Here is a 20569-nt window from a genome sequence, read left to right as displayed (position 1 = left end):
CAGTGAAATAGGTAAATAATTGATGTAGATAATTGAGACTATACATAAAGACTATACATAAAGAAACTATTTAGATGCCCGTGCCACCGTTGGGTAAGCTACCAATTCCCCATCACCAATTGCCCATCACCAATCAGGGATGATGCTTGGGTGTTCCACAATTGGGCAACGCCAATATCAGTGCTCGAGAAAAGCAGCACATTCAACATGAGAGGTTTGAGGAAAGAAGTCAGCAGGTTGGATGTGGGTTAACTGGTAGTCACCGTTGAGGCAAAGGAGTTTGAGGTCTCGTGCTAAGGTAGCTGGGTTACAGCTAATATAAACGATCCGTTTTGGTGCCACTTGCCTGAGGATGTCAATAACTGCTGGAGAACATCCCTTACGGGGTGGGTCAAGTAAGATAATATCTGGCGCTATAGTCAACTGGGGGAGTAACTGGTCCACTGATCCCGCCTGAAATTTCACATTAGTGATCCCATTGATCAAGGCATTTTGCTCAGCTTGCTCTACTGATGCGGCTTGCACTTCAATACCGATAGCTTGGCTTACCTGTTGGGCAAGGGGTAGAGTAAACGTGCCAATGCCACAGTAAGCATCAACTACACATTCATGCCCCTTCAGGGCTAGCTGTTTAATGATTAGGTTTAACAAAACCTCAGCCGCTTCAGTATTAACTTGGAAAAACGTATCTGGTCGCAGCCGCAACTCAAGACCAGCAAAGTTTTCCCTCAAGTATGGCTGACCTGCAACACAATAGGTTTGGGAACCAAAAATGACATTACTGCGGTGGGGGTTATGATTCACACAAACACCAACCAGTTGGGGATAACGATTTAGCCAAGTTTGCCCTTGGATATCCAAGTCTTTTAAATTCAGATCCGTTGTGACCAAGGTCAGCAACATCTCGCCAGTCTGTTGTCCAATCTGTAACGAAAGGTGACGCAATCGTCCTTGGTGGCGGCTTTCGTTGTATATCGACCACCCCAATTGCTGAATATCCTGCTTAATTTCCCCTAGCAGGGGATTCAAGCGCTGGTCTTGCACGGGGCATTGATTAAGATTAATGAGCTGGTGGCTACCTTTTTGGTAGTAACCCGCTTGAACTGAACCCGTTGCTGAGCGTTTAAGGGGATAGGTCGCTTTGTTGCGATAGCCCAAGGGAGAATCTGTGGTTAAGATTGGGGCTACGGTGGGTTCGCTAAATCCACCAATGCGTTTGAGGGCTTGAATCACCTGATTTTGCTTCGCCAACTGCTGATAGTCCCAGCTCACATGCTGCCATTGGCAACCACCACACTTATCCGCCACGATACATCTGGGATGAACACGATTAGGAGATTCCACCAACAGTTGGTGTAACTTACCAGTGGCATAGTTAGGTTTGACCCGAATCAGGCGCACCAAAGCTTTATCCCCTGTAACAGTATCCGGAACAAAAACCACCCGATTTCCTAGCCGTCCAACGCCATCACCACTATCACTGAGGTCTGTAATCATGACCTCAATCAGTTGACCTTGTTGCCAACACTCAGGGCTGGGCTGATTAGTTATCATCATTGGCATTATATAGCAAAGGGAACAGCGGATCTGGGAGTAGGGAGTAGGGAGTAGGGAGATCGAATGCAGTAGCTCATGGTGGAAACCACCTCAGGTCGGCGCACCCGTCGCTACCTGTAGGTGGCTTTATTAAGGTACCCTAGTACTTATAGCGTTTTTGCGTAAATCCTGATAGTTTTGTTTTCATGCCAGCTACAGATGGCAAGAGGGGGCAAAGGATGCTTCAAGGGAATGTAAAGGATGGGGTAAGAGGGGAAAGAGACTATCGATGCCAGCAAGCAAGCATGGGTTTTGCTCTATTTGTTGATCTTATGCCCAATGCCTTCCGTTGTGTCACCCAAAGTCGGTAAACTACTAATTAACAGTTCTGGCAACAAGTCCCGAGGTAAAATCTGTAATTTAGCTTGGGATGAATTGCCTGAGTAACTCAATAAAAAACTCCATAAACTAATAACATGAGTGTAGTTAGTCAAGTCATTCTCAAAGCCGACGACGAGCTGAGATACCTCAGCTCTGGTGAACTCAAAAGTATCAATGATTTTTTGCAAAGCGGTGAGCAGCGATTGCGCATTGCTGCCACCCTGTCGGAAAATGAAAAAAAGATTGTACAAAAAGCCAGTAGTCAGCTGTGGCAGAAACGCCCTGACTTCATAGCACCAGGAGGCAATGCCTATGGTCAGCGTGAACGAAATCAGTGTTTACGGGACTATGGATGGTACTTGCGCTTGGTCACCTATGGTGTGCTTGCTGGTGATCAGAAACCTATTGAAGACATTGGTATAATCGGGGCAAGAGAAATGTATAATGCCCTAGGTGTGCCAATGGCAGGGATGTCAGAAGCGATAAATTGCTTAAAAGAGGCATCTTTGGGAATCCTCACCGACGAGGAGGCTGAGCTGACAGGTCCCTACTTCGATTACATTATTCAAGCAATGTCTCCTAAGTCCTAAGGTAAGCTATCAGCTATCAGCTATCAGCTATCAGCTATCAGCTATCAGCTATCAGCTTATGGGCATAGGGCAAGCTACACTGAACAGCTTTTGAATAAAACAGGTAAGCATTGGTTTAATCTCTGTTACCTCAGCTGACAGCTGACAGCTGACGGCTGACAGCTGACCTCCTAAGTCATTTGTGATTAGTCATTAGTCATTGGTCATTTAATAATAGGATATGGTTACTTGTTAATGGTTAATTAACAAGTAACCATTAACAATTAGCCATTAACAATTAATAAAAGACTAATGATTAATGACCTCAAATCCCACGCACTTTAGTCGTGGGATTCTTTAAATTAAATGTGGTTAATCAAAAAACTGCCCTGGTTTTCATTATCAATTCTTCTGTTAAGCCATAGTATTTTTGGCTGGATGATATCTGTTGACTTTCAGGAATTGATTACGGTAGAACACACTACATCAGCATCACATCCTTCCTTATTTCATATATCGGTATGGCTCTGGCTGATCGGAGCAGTTTATATCGTGTTGATGGCTTTAGCGATAACTGCTCCAGTGTATCAGATTAGAAAATTGTACGGGACTTGGATGAAATCTGATACCAAAGCTTTTGTCTCCGTAATTTTCAGCTCTTTCCTAGCCGTTATCATCCTGCGCTGGATTCATTATTCTAGCCGTATTCTGGTGCTGATTGCTGCTGCTGCCTTAACCAGATTAGATCTTCAAACAGAAGGATACGGTGAATGGCAGGCTTTTTGGATCATCTGTGGGGTTTCTCTAACAGGTTTTAGTCTAGGGTTATTACTAAATCAGTTACTAATAGCAATTTTATAGCCATGTTGATAGGAATGAGTGTCGTTTTTTTGGTAATGGGTAATGGGTAATGGGTAATGGGTAATGGGTAATGGCGATCTCCGAGTCGTCAACCTTGGCCAAAAGGCCACGCTACGCGAACAATCCTCAACCTACCCTACACCGAAGGCCAAAGGCGAACAACCTTCTAACCTTCTAACCTTCTAACCTTGGCCAAAAGGCCACGCTACGCGAACAACCTTCTAACCTTCTAACCTTGGCCAAAAGGCCACGCTACGCGAACAACCTTCAACCTTGGCCAAAAGGCCACGCTACGCGAACAACCTTCTAACCTTCTAACCTTCTAACCTTCTAACCTTCTAACCTTAAACCTTCTAACCTTAAACCTTCTAACCTTCTAACCTTAAACCTTCTAACCTTAAACCTTCTAACCTTAAACCTTCTAACCTTAAACCTTCTAACCTTCAACCACAAACACTATTAATCTGTCTGGGGCATTTTAATTGTAACTGCTCCTTCTGGTGTGATAATAACTTTACCACCTAGGGCTTCAATTCTACTAATGGCGATTTGGCTAGTGCGAGGGTCAGGGGAGTTATTTAAAACCATTGACCAAGCACTCACTTGAGCTATCTTACTAGTAGGATTGCGCTTTATAAATTCAGCAGTGTTGCGGGAAATTTCAGCAATGTTTTGACTTTCTTCATCAGCGGATTTACTTGCCCAATCGGCGGATTTTTCAAAGGATTCTTGGGCGGCTTTAGGGTCACCCAAAAATAATAATTCATCAATTCCTTTGTAACGCCACACATAATAAGATTTAGGGGTAACTTTAGGGGATAGTGACTGGAGTCCTTTTTCCATTAAGGCGACCGATTTTTCTGGCATTCCTGCATATAAGGAACTACTGCTAGATAGAAAGAAATAGGCTGTTAAAAATTTGGGGTCTCGGTTTATAATAACGTCAAAGTACTCTGGGCTAAGCTGATAGCTAGTAATTTGGCGAGCCTCTTGATCACCAAAGTATTGAAGGAAATTCAGAAATACCCAGTCAGCTAATACATTATCGAAGCCAAATGTAGGTAGTCTCTGAAGCAGATTGAGATATACTTGTGTTGCTTCTACGTCTCGCTGGAGGTCTGCGGGTGAGATGTTTTTGGAGCTTTGTTTAAGGGCATTGAGTTGGGGTTGCTGTAGCTTGCCAACTGCTAAGATACAACCTAGGATAATTATGATTGCTCCTAGGGATTGGGTTAGTCTTTGAGGAAATTGCCAAGGCATTTGTCTAAGGTGAAGTATTAAGTAATATCAAGTATGAAGACAAGCATTCAGCTATCAGCTATCAGCTATCAGGCTTTGGCCTTGACCAAGGACTTTTATGAAAACTTTCAATTCTCATTAATCTATCAATTATCAATATTAAATTCTCCCCTTTGCCCATTGCGCATTGGCGCACGCTACGGGAAGAGCCTACGCTACGCCGGGTTTATTTTAAGCTGACAGCTGACAGCTGAGGGCTGAATGCTTACCTATGAAGGCGCTATGTATCAAGTACCGAGGAGACCATCAAAACATTCCCACCATAGTCTCAATTAACTCTGAGGGTAACTCCTTGAGAAACTGAGAACGGTTAGCCGGTTCCCGATTCCCATAAAAGCGTCGCTCATGAGCATGGGATAAAAACAGTTGTTCCTGAGCGCGAGTAATCCCTACATAACACAGACGCCGTTCTTCTTCCAACGCTACAGGATCTCTGAGACTACGACTGTGAGGAAACAGTCCTTGCTCTAGGCCGACTAGAAAGACAATGGGAAATTCTAGCCCTTTAGCAGAGTGAAGGGTCATTAAAGAAACTGCTTTTTTCCCCTCTTCCAGGTTATCCATGTCAGAGGCTAGAGTTGCATTAGCAAGAAACCCTTCTAAGCTCGTTTCTTCGTTTTCTTCTTGAAATTGCAGCACTGCATTAAACAATTCCACAATATTTTCCAATCGATTCTCAGCTTCTTCAGTGCCTTTGTTTCTTAAATCGCCAATATAACCAGACTCTTCCATAATCCCTTTGAGAATCTCTAATGCCGATCGCTCTTCCAATTGCTCCTGCCATTGAGAAATAAGCTGAGCAAATTTCTTTACCGCTTTAGCTGACCGTCCAGCAAATGTATGAACTGAGGTCTCATCACTGATAATTTCCCACAGGGGAACTCCTAATTCTTGGGCAGCTGCGACCAGATTGTTAATGGTAGTTTGTCCAATTCCTCGTCGAGGAGTATTGATAATGCGCAATAGACTAACAGTATCGGATGGGTTTGCGATCGCTCTTAGGTAAGCCAGAGCATCTTTAATTTCTTTACGGTCATAGAACTTGAACCCACCAACTACAGTATAGAGAATATCGGCTCTGATCAAGACATCTTCAAAGGCACGGGATTGAGCATTAGTACGATAAAGAATAGCAAAACTGCCTCCATCCAGTTCTGGATTTTGTCGTTTTAGCTGGATAATTTTACTGACTACAAACTGAGCTTCTTCCAATTCGTCATCAGCGCTATAACAATAGATTTTTTCCCCGATACCCCGTGTTGCTCGCAGAACTTTATCAATCCGCTGGGTATTATTTTCGATCAGGTGGTTAGCAGCTTGAAGAATATTTTCCCTAGAGCGATAGTTTTCTTCTAGCTTGACCATAGTGCGAGTATCTTGATCGGCTAAACCGTCACCAAAGTCTTGCTGAAAACCCAGAAGGATGGTGAAGTCTGCCATTCGGAAACTGTAGATAGAGTTATGAGTAAGCAATCCATCGCTAAAGTAGACATGGTGCTTCTCTACCTCTAGGCTATACACCAAGCCACTGTATTCCTGACGCTGAATCCTAATCGGTTTCCAAGCCACGGTTTTGCCACCCTGATAGACAGCTATATCCATCAGTTCTGGTAATAAATTAATCGCTGCTAGCTCGATAGTACTTTTACCCCGTCCGCCTTGATAGGCAATATCAGGGCTGTAAATCGGGTAGTTTGGGTCGAGTCCAAAGTCTTGAAGACAGGAAATCCCCCGTTCTGGTAACACATCACCCAGGGCATTAAATAACTGCTCCAGCATCTGACGGGTGTACTCAGTGGCACCATTAATTGGTTCAAACGGGGCAGTGGGAATACCATAGCGAGCGGCAATATAAGAAACTTTGAAGGAAGCTTCTGTCCGATTGTCGGTTACCACGAGAATCCAAGCAGCATCTGCTTTCTCAACCCTGGCTCGATAGCCTAACTGAAATCCACCATCGCTTTTAAATAGCTTGCACCATCCGACTCGGTACCACTGACCTCGGCGGATTAGGTAGACAACATGAGTCTTGTCCTTAGCTTGCTGATTCCACCGGATTGGCCATCGATGGTTTGGTGTGGAGCGAGTAGTTTGGCTATCAACCGTTACCTCAATCAGATGGCCACTAAAAGGACGACTGGCTTTGTTGAAACGATAACCTTCGACTCTGCCAACTACTGCGGAAGAATGAGGGTTATAGCTGACTAACCGATGTTGATTTGGATCTAGTGCTTCGATTGGGACATATCCTTCAGTAGTGAGTACTTGAGTACCTGGTGGCTGACACTGGTCTGCATCCCCTACTACAAAAACTGAGCGATTCTGCCAATCCCACTGACTCTTTCGAGTTTCGCCATTGGTACTCAACAAGCGAATCAGTTCATACTGAATCCGATTGGTATCTTGATACTCATCCACTAAAATGTGATAAAATTGCTGATGCCAGTAGCTTAAGACCGACTCATTCTGTTGGAATAGCCTCATTGGCACTAAGATGAGGTCATCAAAGTCCAAAGCATTGTTAGCAGCTAACTGCTCTTGGTAGTGGCTATAGACATCAGCAATCACTCGTCCCCGGAAATTGGACTGTTGTAGCTCAAATTCCTGGGGAGAAAAACCGCGATTTTTGGCATTGCTGATGGCATAGCGCACAGAACGGGGGTTAAATTTGTGGTCATCAAGATTTAAGGTTTGAGTGACAATGGTTTTAACCAGGGTCTGGGCATCGGATTCGTCAAAGATGGAAAAGTTCCGATTCCACTTCCGTCCCTGCTCATCTTGATATTTATTGATATCGAAGCGGAGAATCCGAGCAAACAGACTGTGGAAGGTGCCAATCCACAACGGTTTGGTGATAGTTTTGTAAACACGCGATCGCAACTGGGTTTGTTGGTCTTCTGGCAGAAGCTCCAACCGTTGACCATACTTCTGTTCCGCCAGCTGCTGAGCAAATATTTGCTCAATCCGCCCTTTCATTTCCCGTGCAGCTTTGTTAGTGAAGGTCACTGCCAAGATATTTTCTGGTGAGACCTTGTGTTTGAGAATCAGATTAGCAATACGATAGGTCAAGGCTCGGGTTTTGCCAGACCCGGCACCAGCAACAACTAACAACGGACCACAGAAATGTTCAACGGCTTGAAGTTGGGAAGGGTTGAGGTGGCTCAGGAAATCAGGGGTTGTACTCATAGGGGCGGATAAAATGCGATCGCAGATCTATCTAGATCTATATATCTTATAGCTGAGCTGATTCTAATGTTTTGTTTTGCCACTGTGATTCTAAAAATCCCATGATCTAGTAGCACTAAATTGTCCATGAACACTTTCCCGATTCTCTACTCCCGATTCCCGATTCTTGACCAAACAAAAATAATGGGTTTCAAGCCCCGCCCTTCTAGGGCGGCTTTGAGCATGTCATCCCACTTATTGAGCTAACGCTTGCACCTTTATTCAAAAATGTGTTATCCTGAGCTTAAGGAGGAAAGCCAATTGTTTAATTTAACCTACGAGTTTAAACTGAAGCCAACTGCCAAGCAAGTCTCTTTATTTGAAGACTGGTTGGAGCAATGCCGCAAGGTTTATAACTACGCTTTAGTCGAACGCAAGGACTGGTATAAGTCTCGTAGCTGTCAAATTAACGCCTGCTCTCTCCCTAGGGAATACATTATCCCAGCCGATGCTAAACGTCCTACTTATGCCAGTCAGTGTCGTGGTTTAACTGCTGCCAGAAAAGCTATTGAAGAATTAAGAGCTGTTCAAGTTCATGTCTTGCAACAAACACTCAAAAGGTTAGAAAAAGCCTTTGTAAGTATGTGGGAACAAGGACATGGCTTTCCTCGCTTTAAGAAGCAGGGACAAATGCGGTCTTTTGTCTTTCCACAACTAGGAGTCAAGCCCCTTGAAGCTAACAGAGTAAAACTACCCAAGATTGGTTGGGTGAAGATGAGGCAATCACGGGAGATACCCGCTGATGCTGTAGTCAAGCAAGCTAGAGTAGTCAAGAGATCCTCCGGTTGGTATGTGATGCTCACTCTAGCATGGGATGTAGATGTTCCCCAAGTCATGCCTCACGGAGAAGCCTTGGGGATTGATGTCGGAATTTCACATTTTGTTGCTGTTAGCAATGGTGCTTTGTTTCCTAATCCACGCCCTTTCAAACGCCTTGAACGCAAGCTTAAATTGCTGCAAAAGAGGGTAAGTAGGAAGCGCATTGGAAGTAGAAACCGTGTGCGAGCACAAAAGAAAGTCAGTAAGTTACACGAACGAATTGCTAACGTCAGAAAAGATTACCACTGGGAATTAGCTCATAATCTCTGTGATTGGGCTGGAATGATCTTTGTTGAAGATCTAAATCTTAAAGGGTTGGCCAGAGGGATGTTGGGTAAGCACTGCTTGGATGCAGGATGGGGACAGTTTTTCCAGATATTAGAGCAATGTTGTTTTAAGCGTGGCGTCTATTTTCAAAAAGTAGACTCCAAAAAGACTAGTCAGATCTGTCCCAACTGCTTAACTGAAACTGGGAAAAAGACGTTAGCTGAGCGTGTTCATCATTGCGAAGATTGCGGCTACACAACCAGTAGAGATGTTGCAGCCGCTCAAGTAGTCGCTATGCGCGGACTTGCAGCCGTGGGACACACGGTCAAGATGCTTTCTGAGGGTAAATTCGTTGGAATCCCTTTGAAGAAAGAATCCCCGTCCTTCAAGGGCGGGGAGTGTCAATAGATGGTTTACACACGCCCCCTCGCTCGCTTAATTGAAGAGCTACAACGCCTGCCTGGAGTTGGTCCAAAGACTGCCCAACGACTAGCCCTTCATATCCTCAAGCGTCCAACACCGGAAGTCAAAGCCCTAGCGCAAGCGTTGGTGGAAGCCAAACAACAAGTTGGTTTCTGTAGAGTATGCTTTCACTTGTCTGCTGAACCCGTCTGCCAAATTTGCCGCAATTCCAACCGGGACGAGAAGACTATCTGTGTAGTTGCCGACTCAAGGGATGTGATTGCCATCGAAAAAACCCGCGAGTACCGAGGTAAATACCACGTTCTGGGAGGAGTGATCTCCCCCATGGATGGCATTGGTCCAGAACAACTCCATATCCAGCAACTTGTACAACGAGTCAGCCAGAAAACGATTCAAGAAGTCATTTTAGCCATCAATCCCAGTGTAGAAGGGGAGACAACCACACTATATATAGGTCAACTGATCAGGCCGTTTACCAAAGTGACCCGGATTGCCTTTGGTTTACCCATGGGGGGAGACCTAGAATATGCAGATGAAGTAACCTTAGCTAGAGCCTTAGAAGGACGCCGTGAGTTGGAGTAATTGGACTAAGAATTAGTGAAGGATGAATGATGAAGTAAGAACATACTTCATCCTTTATACTTGCATAAACTACTTCAACTTTTGCTTAATAAAGGTCACCAGCTGACCTAATTGTTTCTTCAAGGCATCAATTTCTTTCTGCATTTTGGCAACCTTTGCCTTCAACTGTGCAATTTCTTGAGCTGATGCGACTGAGGACTGATCGGTAGCTGCACTAATTGTTGGTGGTGCAGGAGTTGCTGGTCGCTTCTTAGCCTTTTGCATAGATTCTTTGATAGCGTCCGTCAGCTGCTTTTTATTAAAAGGCTTTTCAATAAAGGCAAAATACTTAAAAGGTTCTTTAATTTTAGCAGTTACCTCTTCTTTTCGACCTGACATTAATACCAGAGGAATTCTTTGTAATTTAGGCTCACTTTGAAGTTTATCAAAAATCTCAAATCCACTCATTTTTGGCAGGATAAAATCTAACATTATAAAGTTAGGTTCTTCCTGGTAAATTAAATTAATTCCCTCCACCCCATCTTTAGCTTCGAGGACTTCAAACCCCGGAGGTAACATCTCTTTGACACGCTTGCGGATTACCGTACTATCATCGATTACCAGGATTTTATGACTTGCCACGACTGACTCCTTTCCAAGGTAGTTTGAGGTAATTTTAAAAAAACAAATGTTGAATGAAGCGACTGTCGCCGACTCCAGAGGCTAATGTGGACACCCTAACTTAGGATCAGGGGAGTGCCCGTTTGCCTAGCGATGATCGACAAGTCACGACCTACCCAACTAAGATAACTCAGCCCTATCAATCTATAGGCATACCCCTATAAAAAGGTGTGGGAGATGTGACAATCTATCCCTACTTAGTGCCATTTTACGGTAAGATTATACACCCGTTCGGGGTGAATGGGTGTTGAGGCTCCCCCGGTCACCCCTAATATCAATTCTGGTTGAATACCCATCAATTTTGGGGGGCGCGGGGAGGGTGGGGAGGGTGGAAAGTGTGGGGAGATGGGAACCCACCCCTAACCCCTCCCAGGAGGGGAATATGGGGAGATGGGGGAAATTTTTATTAAGGGTAATTATCCTGACATGATATAAGCGATCGCATTCCGATGCAAACTACTTGATCTGGTTCAGTTACGATTAACCAGTTAGGATTACGGCCTAATTTTACCCTACACCCAGTCACTCCACACTCTAACCAGGGACTGATTCCTCGGTGTAATCAAAACAACTTAACTGCCAATCTTTTCTTTCGACAACCAACGAGGCAAAGTAACCCGGCGCAGGGGTTAAACCAGCTATAGACCAAGGGTAAACTGCCTGAGGGTCTTTGTTGATGCTCAGCAAGGCAGTCGGTTCAGCTGGATTTACAGAAACTTCCACTTGTTCCAAGCCAGCTAGTCCTTCACCAATTGCTTTGAGATAGGCTTCCTTACTCGTCCATCCCTGAAAAAATGCCTTGTGCTTTTGCTCCTCAGACACAGAACAAATCACGGCATACTCTTGGGGGGAAAAGAAACGTTGAGCGAGTTGCTCAGCATCTGGCATTGGTCGCAGATATTCTAGGTCAACGCCAATGCGCTGATCCCGGGTAATAGCATACAGAATTAGTCCATGAGAGTGAGAAACATTAAAACGGAGTCTTCTGCCCCCAGAGGTTTCCTGGAGTGCTGGCTTGCCCCGCTTTCCATAACAAAACTCCACTTGGCGTGGGTTCATGGCCAAATAGCGACCCAAGATTTGGCGCAAAAGACCCCGACCTGCTATAAAATGCTTCCGATCCCGCTCAAAGTAAAATCGCTGAGCTCTTTGCTGCTCGTCCTCAGAAAGAGTAGTTGCCAATTTTTCAATCAATAATTCACTCAGCTCCAACTGCGCACGCCAGAGATGGACATCATGGTTCAATAGTTGCAAATCTGTTGGGGGAAGTAGCCACACTGGGGTCATGGTTCAAGAAAAACGTATAAAGATTTGTAGTTTCACAGTTACACCCAATAGTCAGATTTCAGAAATTTAATGATTTTTCTAGCGGTTTCTAGCCTAATGAGGTACACAGGATTTTTTCCCTGTTCCCTCTTATGTGTTCCGTGTTAGCTCTTCCAGATTAACTCTTATGTGTTCCCTGTTCCGGGGATCCGCTGTTCCATAAAACCCAAGACTCTGTACCTCACCAAATTGATAACCGCTAGACAGATACTCAACAATTTGGCTTAGTATTAAAGTTAATGTAAAGATGTTAAGCTTCCATGAGCTTTCCCAAGAAATTTAAATTCTTGTTCCTTAATTACTCCAAAGAACCTCAAACCCGTAAAATAGATCAGCTTTGTATAGGGAATAGATAGAGCTTATGAGTTTGCTCCCATCTCCATCTAATCAAGAATCAACCTTCCCCGCTACTTCTGACCTGTTTCTGCGCCATCGACTTAAAGTTGTAGAGGATATGTGGGAATCTGTTCTCCTATCTGAATGTGGTCAGGAACTCGTCGATTTACTCAAGCAACTGCGGGAATTGTGTTCTCCAGAAGGACAAGCAACTGAATATCCTCAATCCTCAGTAGCTGATTTAATCAAGCAGCTTGACCTTAATGAGGCTATCCGAGCATCACGGGCGTTTGCCCTTTACTTTCAGCTGATTAATATTGTTGAACAACATTATGAACAGCGAAATCAACAACTCTCAAGACGCCGCTCCTACCGAAGAAGCACTGAACCAGAGTTAACCCCCTTATCCCAAGGTATTTTAAAAAATGGTAATTCGTCTTTGTCAACTGTTGTAACCGTTGACAAAGAGGTGGAAATAGGCAATCAGGTTACTCAACCAGGGGCTGCGGTTACCAATGTTATTGAAAAGAGCCACCAGGAAAACCAAGGATCGGAAAGAAAATTAGGGCTACTAGATTGGCTATTTCCCCACTTGCACAAGCAAAATGTGCCACCTGGTCAAATTCAGCGGCTGATTGAGAATCTTGATATTCGCTTGGTTTTCACCGCTCACCCCACAGAAATCGTCCGTCGTACGATTCGGGGTAAACAGCGACGGATGGCTAAGATTCTGGAACAATTAGACCAAGCGGAGCAAACCTATGGTACCTTAGGAATCACTTCGTCCTGGGAGGTGACTGAATGTAGCCAAAAGCTGATGGAAGAAATTCGCCTCTGGTGGCGCACCGATGAGCTACATCAGTTTAAGCCGGGAGTACTTGATGAGGTAGATTACACTCTTCACTACTTCCACGAAGTACTGTTTGATACAATACCCCAATTGTATAGTCGTTTCAAGCAAGCGTTGAAGGGTTCATTCCCCTGGCTGAACCCACCCGCTAAGAACTTCTGTCATTTTGGCTCTTGGGTAGGGTCAGACCGGGATGGTAATCCGTTTGTCACTCCCCAAATTACCTGGCAAACTGCCTGCTATCAGAGGAATTTGGTGCTGGGTAAATATATAGATGAGGTTAGGCGTCTGACCGAATTATTGAGCCTGTCGTTGCACTGGTGTGATGTGCTACCGGAACTGTTAGACTCTCTAGAACAAGACCGCTCTCAATTGCCAGAGGTTTACGAACAGCTCGCCATTCGCTATCGGCAAGAACCCTATCGACTCAAACTGACTTACGTTAAGCAAAAACTCGAAAACACCCGTGAGCGAAACCAACAGCTGGCCAATGGTATGCCTGTACCAGATGAGATGGCTAATGGTAAAAGCTGGAGTTTTTACCGCTCTGGAGAAGAATTCTTGGCAGAACTAAAGCTGATTGAGAGTAATCTGGTGGAAACCGGGTTGAACTGTCGTGAGTTAGATAATTTAATCTGTCAGGTGGAAATTTATGGCTTTTACCTGGCTCACCTAGATATTCGCCAGGAAAGTTCTCGCCACTCAGAAGCCCTGAGTGAAATTGCTGAGTACCTGCAAGTTTTGCCTAAGCCCTACAACTTGCTATCGGAATCCGAAGCATGCTTGTGGTTAACCGCTGAGTTGCGAACCCGACGTCCATTAATCCCAGCAGAACTGCCATTTTCGGAAAAAACCTGCGAGACTATCGAAACCTTCCGGATGGTGCGGCAGCTGCAACAAGAGTTTGGTCCCCAAATCTGCCAAACCTACATTATCAGCATGAGTCACACGGCCAGCGATTTGTTGGAAGTCCTCTTGTTGGCGAAGGAAGCTGGTCTGTATGACCCAGCCACTGGTAAAAGTACCATTCGCGTGGTGCCACTGTTTGAAACAGTGGAAGACCTTAAGCGTGCTCCAGCAGTGATGAAATCCCTGTTTGAGCTACCCTTGTATCGTGCTAGTTTGGCTGGTGGATATCAAAAGTTGCAGGTTAGCCCATTAAACCTTGGCCAAAAGGCCACGCTACGCGAACAACCAAATAACCTTGGCCAAAAGGCCACGCTACGCGAACAACCAAATAACCTTGGCCAAAAGGCCACGCTACGCGAACAACCAAATAACCTACCCTACTCGAACGCCAAAGCTGAACAACCAAATAATCTTCAAGCTTTAACCTCTCCTAACTTACAAGAGGTAATGCTCGGCTACTCCGACAGTAATAAAGATTCTGGCTTCCTAAGTAGTAACTGGGAAATCCACAAAGCTCAGAAAGCCTTAGAGCATGTGGCTCAAGAGTATGGTATTGTTTTACGGATTTTCCATGGTCGTGGTGGTTCAGTGGGTCGTGGTGGTGGTCCATCTTATGAAGCTATCCTGGCGCAACCGGGTCGCAGTATCAATGGCCGAATCAAAATTACCGAACAGGGGGAAGTCCTTGCTTCTAGGTACTCTCTGCCAGGATTAGCGCTCTATCATCTGGAGACAATAGCCACAGCAGTTATTCAAGCTAGCTTACTCAATAATGGCTTTGATGATATCCAGCCCTGGAATGAAATTATGGAGGAGTTAGCTCAGATCTCCCGTAGCCATTACCGAGCTCTGATTCACGACCAACCGGATCTGGTAGATTTCTTCCATCAAGTGACACCAATTCAAGAAATTAGCCAGTTGCAAATTAGTTCTCGCCCTGCACGGCGTAAATCAGGGAAGAAGGATTTAAGCAGTCTGCGGGCAATTCCTTGGGTCTTTAGTTGGACTCAAAGCCGCTTCCTGCTACCGAGCTGGTACGGTGTTGGCACTGCCCTACAAAGCTTTGTTGATCAAGCTCCAGAGGAAAATATCAACCTATTGCGCTGTTTCTATTCAAAATGGCCCTTCTTCAAAATGGTCATTTCCAAAGTAGAGATGACCTTAGCCAAGGTGGATCTACAAATTGCTCACCACTATGTCAAGGAACTTTCAAACCCTGAAGACCTGGAACGCTTCGAGCATTTGTTTGAGCAAATTGCTAAGGAATTTAACCTGACCCGCAACTTAGTCCTGACGATTACAGGACACCAAACACTCCTAGATGGCGACCCCAATTTACAACGGTCTGTACATTTGCGTAATGGTACCATCGTTCCCTTAGGATTTTTACAGGTATCTTTGCTCAAACGCCTACGTCAACATAGCAACCAGGTAACATTGGGTGTGGTTCAATCCCGGTATAGTAAGGGAGAGTTACTACGAGGAGCCTTATTGACGATCAACGGTATTGCTGCTGGCATGCGTAATACTGGCTGACATGTAAAAAATAAAGGTAAGCTATCAGCTATCAGCGTGTCGCGTATCAGCTGATGGGCATAGGGCACGCTACTTGAAGTGCTGATCGGCATAGGTCACACTACACCGAACAGCTTTTGAATAAAACAGGTCAGCATTCATTTAATCTGAGTTACGTAAAGCTGACGGCTGACGGCTGAATGCTTACCAATTAAGGATGAAAAACTAACTTTTTTTGTCCGGAATCATTGTAATGGCCAATTTAGCACTAATGATTAAATAGGTGTTCAACTCTTTGTATATCCTTCTGGCGGTGTCTGGCTTGCATCCTTTGTTTCCATTCTCGAATCGCGATCGCCGTTTTTTCTGTAGGAGGTGTATACTTCTGACTTTTCCCGGTGTTTTGCTTTGCCTGTCGTTGGTGTTGATTAGCTTGAGGTTGAATAACTAGAAACTCGTCAAGATTCTCTTGAAGTAATTTATGATCCAAGGCCCTTAGGATCGCTCTTGCGTTTGAATAACGCTCTTTGAGGGAAATAGCCAGCATTCTGTTGAGAATATTAGCAAAGGAATCACTCAAGTCCAATGCTTTGCCCCACTTCAGTTCACTAGTTTGGCGATCGCTCTGAAATTTTAGGGGGGCTTTTCCAGTAAGTAGGTAAAGACAGGTAACCCCTAGGGAATAAATATCACTGCTATACACAGGTCGTAGGCTAAACTGTTCCGGTGGTGCAAATCCTACCGTACCGATGAAATGGGTAGTTGGGTTTCTTACACTGTTATCTGATGCTTGGGCAATTAACTCCTTAACTGCCCCAAAATCAATTAGTACCAACCGACCATCATCATTAGAAAGAATAATATTCTGAGGTTTGATATCACGATGTATTACCCCATGGTCATGGATATACTGCAATAACGGTAGTATGTCTCGCAGAAAACCTTTAACGGCTCCTGGGGATAAGCAACCAGAACGCCTCACCAACCTAGCTAGGGTAATGCCTCGAATGTACTCTTGAACCAAGTAGAATTCTCCATGGTCTACGAAATAATCGAGCAACATGGGGATCTGGGGGTGAGTCCCCAGTTTGTTCAAAATTTTTGCCTCTCTCTCAAACCGCTGACGAGCATTATGTAATGCTTTTGGATCACTGAATTTGGGGCAAAGTTGCTTGATGACACAAAACGGCTGACCCGGTAAGGATGTATCTTTGGCTAGAAAGGTTACACCAAAACCACCTCGACCAATCATCCGTAACACTTCATAGCGTGCGCGAAACAGCTGCTTTTTGCCACAAAGCTGACCTAACTCGGTATTCTTTAAGACGTCACTGTGAAAAGGAGATAGCTTGACTTGGGGGAAATTCATTTATTTGTATATAGAAGGAGTAGCCATCAGCACCGATCTGCTTTTAGTTTAGGCAAAAATATAGGGGTTTGGATGAATTCTTCAGAGAGAAAAAAAATTTCCTACAGTTAATTAAAAATTAGGTAAAGTTGGTTGATAATACAGGGGTAAACAGAAAATATGACTATGCATCACAAACTAAACGAAGCCTTAAACCAAGGTCGTTGCCTGAAAGTAATTAGTGGCTTAAATAATTTTGATACCCAGAAAGTTGCTGCTGTAGTTAAAGCAGCTTCACGGGGTGGAGCGACTTTTGTCGATATTGCCGCCTGCCCCGATCTAGTCAGGTTGGCACGAGGGTTAACGGATTTACCAATTTGTGTTTCTGCTGTAGAACCAAAGCAGTTTGTTATTGCTATCCAAGCTGGTGCTGATCTGATTGAAATTGGTAACTTTGATAGCTTTTATGCTCAGGGGAAGTGGTTTGATGCTTCCGACGTATTGGCACTGACCATTGAAACCCGTAAATTATTACCCAATATAACCTTATCAGTAACTGTCCCCCACATTCTAAAGTTAGATCAGCAAGTAGAACTAGCGGCAGAATTAGTCAAAGCAGGTGCCGATATTATTCAAACTGAAGGGGGTACCAGCAGTAAACCTCGCTCCGCTGGCACCTTGGGTTTAATTGAAAAAGCGGCACCAACCTTGGCAGCTGCCTATGAAATTTCTCGTGCTGTCTCAGTACCAGTGTTGTGTGCTTCCGGGTTATCCAGTGTGACCCTTCCCATGGCCATTGCTGCTGGTGCTGCTGGTGTTGGCGTTGGTTCGGCTATCAATCAGTTAGATAGCGAAGTCGCAATGGTAGCAGCGGTTCGCAGCTTGGTAGAAGCCCTCCAAGGGGTCAAGGGTAAAGAGGTGAAGGTTTGATGGTTGTTCGCGTAGCGTGGCCTATTGGCCAAGGTGATCTGGTTGAAGGTGATCTGGTTGAAGGTTTCAAGGTTGAAGGTTTCAAGGTTGAAGGTGATCTGGTTGAAGGTTGGATGCTTGAACGGTTGAACGCGACGCGCGTGCCTATTGGCCAAGGTTGTTCGCCGTTAGAGTCGATGTCCCCTATTACGGGGAGCACCTCTCCTTCAGAACCGTGCATGAAACTTTCGTCTCACACGGCTCCTAGATATTCTTAGCTGAGGTGCGACCCAGGGGCAGTTTATCTGCCCATTGGAAAGCGCACCTCGCTTTTGCTCCAATGTATTTGCTGATGGCAGCTCTGATGAACTGCTAGAAGATTCTTCGTTTTCCAGTTGTCGTGGTTTCCATCTATGTGATGGAGATGTACATCCTCGTCTTCTAGGAATCTCAATCCGCAATATCCACAGGAATGGTTCTGCTTTTTCAAAGCTGTTGATGTAGCATCGGAGTATAATCGTGGGTTCCGATTACTCCAGTAAACTAAGTCACCGTCGTAGGGTGACTTAGTCCCCTTTACGTTTACGTGTTGGTTTTGCTTGTAACCTACCTTTGGGAATGCCTTCTTACATAGTTCATTGGCTTTGTACCGGTTTACCTTCTTTTCCTTACGGAATTTCCGATTTGCGGTGTGGTTCATGAACCATAGAGAATCCCTTGAGCTGCTCATGTCACAGCTGCTGTGGTAGTTACGCCATCCGCGAACTATAGGAGCTAGTTTCGTTGCTTTTACTTCAGCACCATAGTTCGAGTTATTAACCACGTGTTTGATTTTTTCGCGTATTTTCCGATGGTTGTCCGCTGAGGGAGTGCATTGGAATTTTCCGTTTTTCTGGACTCGGAAGTTCCAGCCCAAGAAATCAAAACCGTCTGTCGTGTTGGTTAGCTTGGTCTTTTCTTCGCTGATTTCCATTCCGCGCTCTGCTAGGAAGGCTTTTACTTTGTCAAGTATCTTCTCGGCATTGTCTTTTGGCTTTAGGATGAACACCATATCATCTGCGGATCGCAGGCTGGTGTGTATATCCTCTATTCCGTTAAGTGCGATATTAGCTAGTAGGGGGCTTACTACTCCACCTTGTGGGGTTCCTTGCTCAGGGAATTCCGGATTTATTCCGGCCTTGAGGCAGCGGAATATTCCGTGTTTTAATCCTGTTGGCGCAATTAACCTTATCATGATGGCGTTGTGGGAAATACGGTCAAAGCATTTCTTGATATCTAGTTCTATGATTCGCTTTTTGATTCCGTTGCTATTAGACCTTAGATTGTTAAACAGTTGTTTTTGTGCGTCTTGGGCACATCTTCCCGTTCTGAATCCGTAGCTTTTTGCGTGGAACGTGGCCTCGTGGGCTGGTTCTAAGGCGAATTTGGCTAGACATTGCCATGCTCTGTCAGGGATGGTAGGTATTTTCAACATCCTTACTTTCCCATTCTTTTTAGGGATAGGGATTTCGCGAAGTCGGCTATGCTTCCAGTCTGAAGCATGGTCGTTCAATGTTTCTACCAGTTCCCATCTCTGTCGGTAGTTGAGGCTTGACTTACCATCAATTCCCGCCGTTTTCTTACCCTTGTTTAGCTGAGTCACTTGACGGACGGCCAAAAGTTGAGCTGCACGGGACTTCATAATCAGTTTCTGTAATGACCGTGCCTTCTTCAGGTCGCCATCTCGAACTGCTTTGAACACTCGCTTTTGTAGGCGAAAGAGGTTTTGGCGGAGTTTCTTCCACTTTTGACTTTTCCAAAAGTCGCTATAACTGGTTGTCATGCGTCTACTTATACTCTCCTAGAGTTCGTGTTTTCTGAATACCCGCAGCCAGTTTCCGGCTGCATCCTACCCGACAGTGAGGATTAGACTTGGCATAGCTTACCGAGGGTTCGACCGTTCCTCAGACTCATGTTGCTGTCGTTTTTACTCGTTCCGACTGTTAGATTGTTTTGATGTTTTAGGGCAGTCCGGAGATGAAACCTTAGAATAGTGGAGCCTTACTACAAAATTTTTAACCCTTTTACCCATAGCCGACTAACTATAAAGGCTCCACTATTCTTGCGGTAACTTCTAACCAATTTGCCTATCCTCTCCTCGGAGTTTACGATTACCGCCAAAAGAGCATCGTGAGGATGTAGAGGATGAAGTCTCGCATATACTAGTCAGATTGCGGCTTCCGCATAAGACACTTTTTCAGGACTTTTGCTACTGTTACCCATGACATCTTCCCGTTAGCGGCAGTGTGGCACATCTGATTTACCTCTGATTCCGCCCTGTTGCCAGCGTCACTCTACAGGTTGCCGCCTGTTCGGTGTGGCCAGATAGGGTGTCACTTATCTCCAAAAGACCACCATCCGAACAGTCAGTTAGGCTTTGAAGGTTTTCCTTCGCGCCCCTAGCTCATAAGCCTTGTATTGTAAGGTTCCTAGCTAGAACGAGCCGCACTTTGGCGTTCGGTGTAGGGTAGGTTTGAAGGTTGGATGCTTGAAGGGTTGTTCACGTAGCGTGGCCTTTTGGCCAAGGTTGCATGCTTGAAAACTAGTCTTCTAACCTTCAACCGGTTAACCTTCAACCGGTTAACCTTCAACCGGTTAACCTTCAACCGGTTAACTTTTAACCTGTTAACTTTTAACCTTCACCCTAAACAGTCCTTCAATCCATAAACCACCTGTTGCTGTTCCTCAACGGTAAGTTCTGGGAACATTGGCAGG

17 protein-coding genes are annotated in these 20569 nt (G+C 44.9%); 8 read left to right on the top strand and 9 right to left on the bottom strand.

The window, feature by feature from the left end; all coding sequences use genetic code 11:
- Positions 1 to 177: 177 nt before the first annotated feature.
- Both rlmD and F6K38_RS13985 read right to left on the bottom strand, forming a co-directional pair.
- Positions 178 to 1563 (bottom strand): 23S rRNA (uracil(1939)-C(5))-methyltransferase RlmD, encoded by a 1386-nt coding sequence (rlmD, locus tag F6K38_RS13990; protein WP_287356766.1) that lies wholly within the window; start codon positions 1561 to 1563, stop codon positions 178 to 180.
- 290 nt (positions 1564 to 1853) lie between these two features.
- Positions 1854 to 1988: a hypothetical protein gene (locus tag F6K38_RS13985; RefSeq protein WP_267875707.1), complete on the bottom strand. Its 135-nt coding sequence runs from the start codon at positions 1986 to 1988 to the stop codon at positions 1854 to 1856.
- A gap of 24 nt (positions 1989 to 2012) precedes the next feature.
- Here F6K38_RS13985 and F6K38_RS13980 point away from each other — a divergent pair, with 24 nt between their 5' ends.
- The 3 genes from F6K38_RS13980 to F6K38_RS13970 all read left to right on the top strand — a co-directional run bounded on the left by F6K38_RS13980 (position 2013) and on the right by F6K38_RS13970 (position 3533).
- The gene (locus tag F6K38_RS13980; protein ID WP_008188006.1) at positions 2013 to 2507 is read left to right on the top strand and encodes an allophycocyanin subunit alpha-B; all 495 of its coding nucleotides are present in this window, start codon (positions 2013 to 2015) and stop codon (positions 2505 to 2507) included.
- A gap of 417 nt (positions 2508 to 2924) precedes the next feature.
- Positions 2925 to 3347, top strand: a complete 423-nt coding sequence (locus F6K38_RS13975) for a hypothetical protein (RefSeq protein WP_229414677.1) — start codon at positions 2925 to 2927, stop codon at positions 3345 to 3347.
- 63 nt (positions 3348 to 3410) lie between these two features.
- Positions 3411 to 3533, top strand: coding sequence for a hypothetical protein (locus F6K38_RS13970; protein ID WP_267875706.1), 123 nt, complete (start codon positions 3411 to 3413; stop codon positions 3531 to 3533).
- 273 nt (positions 3534 to 3806) lie between these two features.
- On the opposite strand, the gene F6K38_RS13965 is transcribed toward F6K38_RS13970, so the two are convergent.
- On the bottom strand, positions 3807 to 4607 hold the full coding sequence (locus F6K38_RS13965; RefSeq protein WP_287356764.1) for a hypothetical protein: 801 nt from the start codon (positions 4605 to 4607) through the stop codon (positions 3807 to 3809).
- A gap of 33 nt (positions 4608 to 4640) precedes the next feature.
- Between F6K38_RS13965 and F6K38_RS13960 the strand changes: the two genes are divergently transcribed.
- Positions 4641 to 4826, top strand: coding sequence for a hypothetical protein (locus F6K38_RS13960; RefSeq protein ID WP_287257419.1), 186 nt, complete (start codon positions 4641 to 4643; stop codon positions 4824 to 4826).
- Positions 4827 to 4892: 66 nt separating this feature from the next.
- Here the strand turns inward: F6K38_RS13960 and F6K38_RS13955 are convergent, their stop codons facing one another.
- Entirely contained in the window at positions 4893 to 7832 is a 2940-nt protein-coding gene (locus F6K38_RS13955) for a UvrD-helicase domain-containing protein (RefSeq protein WP_287356763.1), read from the bottom strand.
- A gap of 300 nt (positions 7833 to 8132) precedes the next feature.
- Here F6K38_RS13955 and F6K38_RS13950 point away from each other — a divergent pair, with 300 nt between their 5' ends.
- Entirely contained in the window at positions 8133 to 9365 is a 1233-nt protein-coding gene (locus tag F6K38_RS13950; protein WP_044494642.1) for an RNA-guided endonuclease InsQ/TnpB family protein, read from the top strand.
- Positions 9366 to 9962, top strand: coding sequence for a recombination mediator RecR (gene recR, locus F6K38_RS13945; RefSeq protein ID WP_008188011.1), 597 nt, complete (start codon positions 9366 to 9368; stop codon positions 9960 to 9962). It abuts the gene before it with no gap.
- Positions 9963 to 10031: 69 nt separating this feature from the next.
- Here recR and F6K38_RS13940 read toward each other — a convergent pair whose 3' ends face one another.
- Entirely contained in the window at positions 10032 to 10583 is a 552-nt protein-coding gene (locus F6K38_RS13940) for a response regulator (RefSeq protein WP_008188012.1), read from the bottom strand.
- Positions 10584 to 11156: 573 nt separating this feature from the next.
- Entirely contained in the window at positions 11157 to 11909 is a 753-nt protein-coding gene (locus F6K38_RS13935) for a 4'-phosphopantetheinyl transferase family protein (protein WP_008188013.1), read from the bottom strand.
- A gap of 400 nt (positions 11910 to 12309) precedes the next feature.
- On the opposite strand from F6K38_RS13935, the gene F6K38_RS13930 reads away from it, so the two are divergent.
- A complete protein-coding gene (locus F6K38_RS13930) occupies positions 12310 to 15579 on the top strand; it encodes a phosphoenolpyruvate carboxylase (protein WP_287356761.1) in 3270 nt (1089 codons plus the stop codon).
- Between the two features lie 247 nt (positions 15580 to 15826).
- On the opposite strand, the gene F6K38_RS13925 is transcribed toward F6K38_RS13930, so the two are convergent.
- Complete coding sequence (locus tag F6K38_RS13925; RefSeq protein ID WP_008188015.1) at positions 15827 to 16927, bottom strand: serine/threonine-protein kinase; 1101 nt, start codon at positions 16925 to 16927, stop codon at positions 15827 to 15829.
- Positions 16928 to 17086: 159 nt separating this feature from the next.
- On the opposite strand from F6K38_RS13925, the gene F6K38_RS13920 reads away from it, so the two are divergent.
- Positions 17087 to 17836: a DUF561 domain-containing protein gene (locus F6K38_RS13920; RefSeq protein WP_008188016.1), complete on the top strand. Its 750-nt coding sequence runs from the start codon at positions 17087 to 17089 to the stop codon at positions 17834 to 17836.
- Here F6K38_RS13920 and F6K38_RS13915 read toward each other — a convergent pair.
- The gene (locus F6K38_RS13915; protein WP_287356759.1) at positions 17811 to 18056 is read right to left on the bottom strand and encodes a hypothetical protein; all 246 of its coding nucleotides are present in this window, start codon (positions 18054 to 18056) and stop codon (positions 17811 to 17813) included. The genes F6K38_RS13920 and F6K38_RS13915 overlap by 26 nt on opposite strands.
- Before the next feature lie 60 nt (positions 18057 to 18116).
- Positions 18117 to 19637, bottom strand: a complete 1521-nt coding sequence (locus F6K38_RS13910; RefSeq protein ID WP_287356758.1) for a group II intron reverse transcriptase/maturase — start codon at positions 19635 to 19637, stop codon at positions 18117 to 18119.
- Positions 19638 to 20569: the final 932 nt, after the last annotated feature.

The organism is Moorena sp. SIO3B2, from assembly GCF_010692525.1.
Taxonomy (GTDB): domain Bacteria; phylum Cyanobacteriota; class Cyanobacteriia; order Cyanobacteriales; family Coleofasciculaceae; genus Moorena; species Moorena producens.
Note: the sequence above shows the minus strand (reverse complement) of the source record. Positions and strands in the feature narration are given on the sequence as shown.

Excerpts from the sequence above, each read along its gene's own strand:
- F6K38_RS13935 (WP_008188013.1), bottom strand. The coding sequence starts at position 11,909 with ATGACCCCAGTGTGGCTACTTCCCCCAACAGATTTGCAACTATTGAAC.
- F6K38_RS13955 (WP_287356763.1), bottom strand. The coding sequence starts at position 7,832 with ATGAGTACAACCCCTGATTTCCTGAGCCACCTCAACCCTTCCCAACTT.
- F6K38_RS13965 (WP_287356764.1), bottom strand. The coding sequence starts at position 4,607 with ATGCCTTGGCAATTTCCTCAAAGACTAACCCAATCCCTAGGAGCAATC.
- F6K38_RS13930 (WP_287356761.1), top strand. The coding sequence starts at position 12,310 with ATGAGTTTGCTCCCATCTCCATCTAATCAAGAATCAACCTTCCCCGCT.
- F6K38_RS13980 (WP_008188006.1), top strand. The coding sequence starts at position 2,013 with ATGAGTGTAGTTAGTCAAGTCATTCTCAAAGCCGACGACGAGCTGAGA.
- rlmD (WP_287356766.1), bottom strand. The coding sequence starts at position 1,563 with ATGCCAATGATGATAACTAATCAGCCCAGCCCTGAGTGTTGGCAACAA.
- F6K38_RS13925 (WP_008188015.1), bottom strand. The coding sequence starts at position 16,927 with ATGAATTTCCCCCAAGTCAAGCTATCTCCTTTTCACAGTGACGTCTTA.
- F6K38_RS13970 (WP_267875706.1), top strand. The coding sequence starts at position 3,411 with ATGGGTAATGGCGATCTCCGAGTCGTCAACCTTGGCCAAAAGGCCACG.
- F6K38_RS13910 (WP_287356758.1), bottom strand. The coding sequence starts at position 19,637 with ATGACAACCAGTTATAGCGACTTTTGGAAAAGTCAAAAGTGGAAGAAA.
- F6K38_RS13960 (WP_287257419.1), top strand. The coding sequence starts at position 4,641 with ATGAAGACAAGCATTCAGCTATCAGCTATCAGCTATCAGGCTTTGGCC.
- F6K38_RS13915 (WP_287356759.1), bottom strand. The coding sequence starts at position 18,056 with ATGCACGGTTCTGAAGGAGAGGTGCTCCCCGTAATAGGGGACATCGAC.
- recR (WP_008188011.1), top strand. The coding sequence starts at position 9,366 with ATGGTTTACACACGCCCCCTCGCTCGCTTAATTGAAGAGCTACAACGC.
- F6K38_RS13920 (WP_008188016.1), top strand. The coding sequence starts at position 17,087 with ATGACTATGCATCACAAACTAAACGAAGCCTTAAACCAAGGTCGTTGC.
- F6K38_RS13975 (WP_229414677.1), top strand. The coding sequence starts at position 2,925 with ATGATATCTGTTGACTTTCAGGAATTGATTACGGTAGAACACACTACA.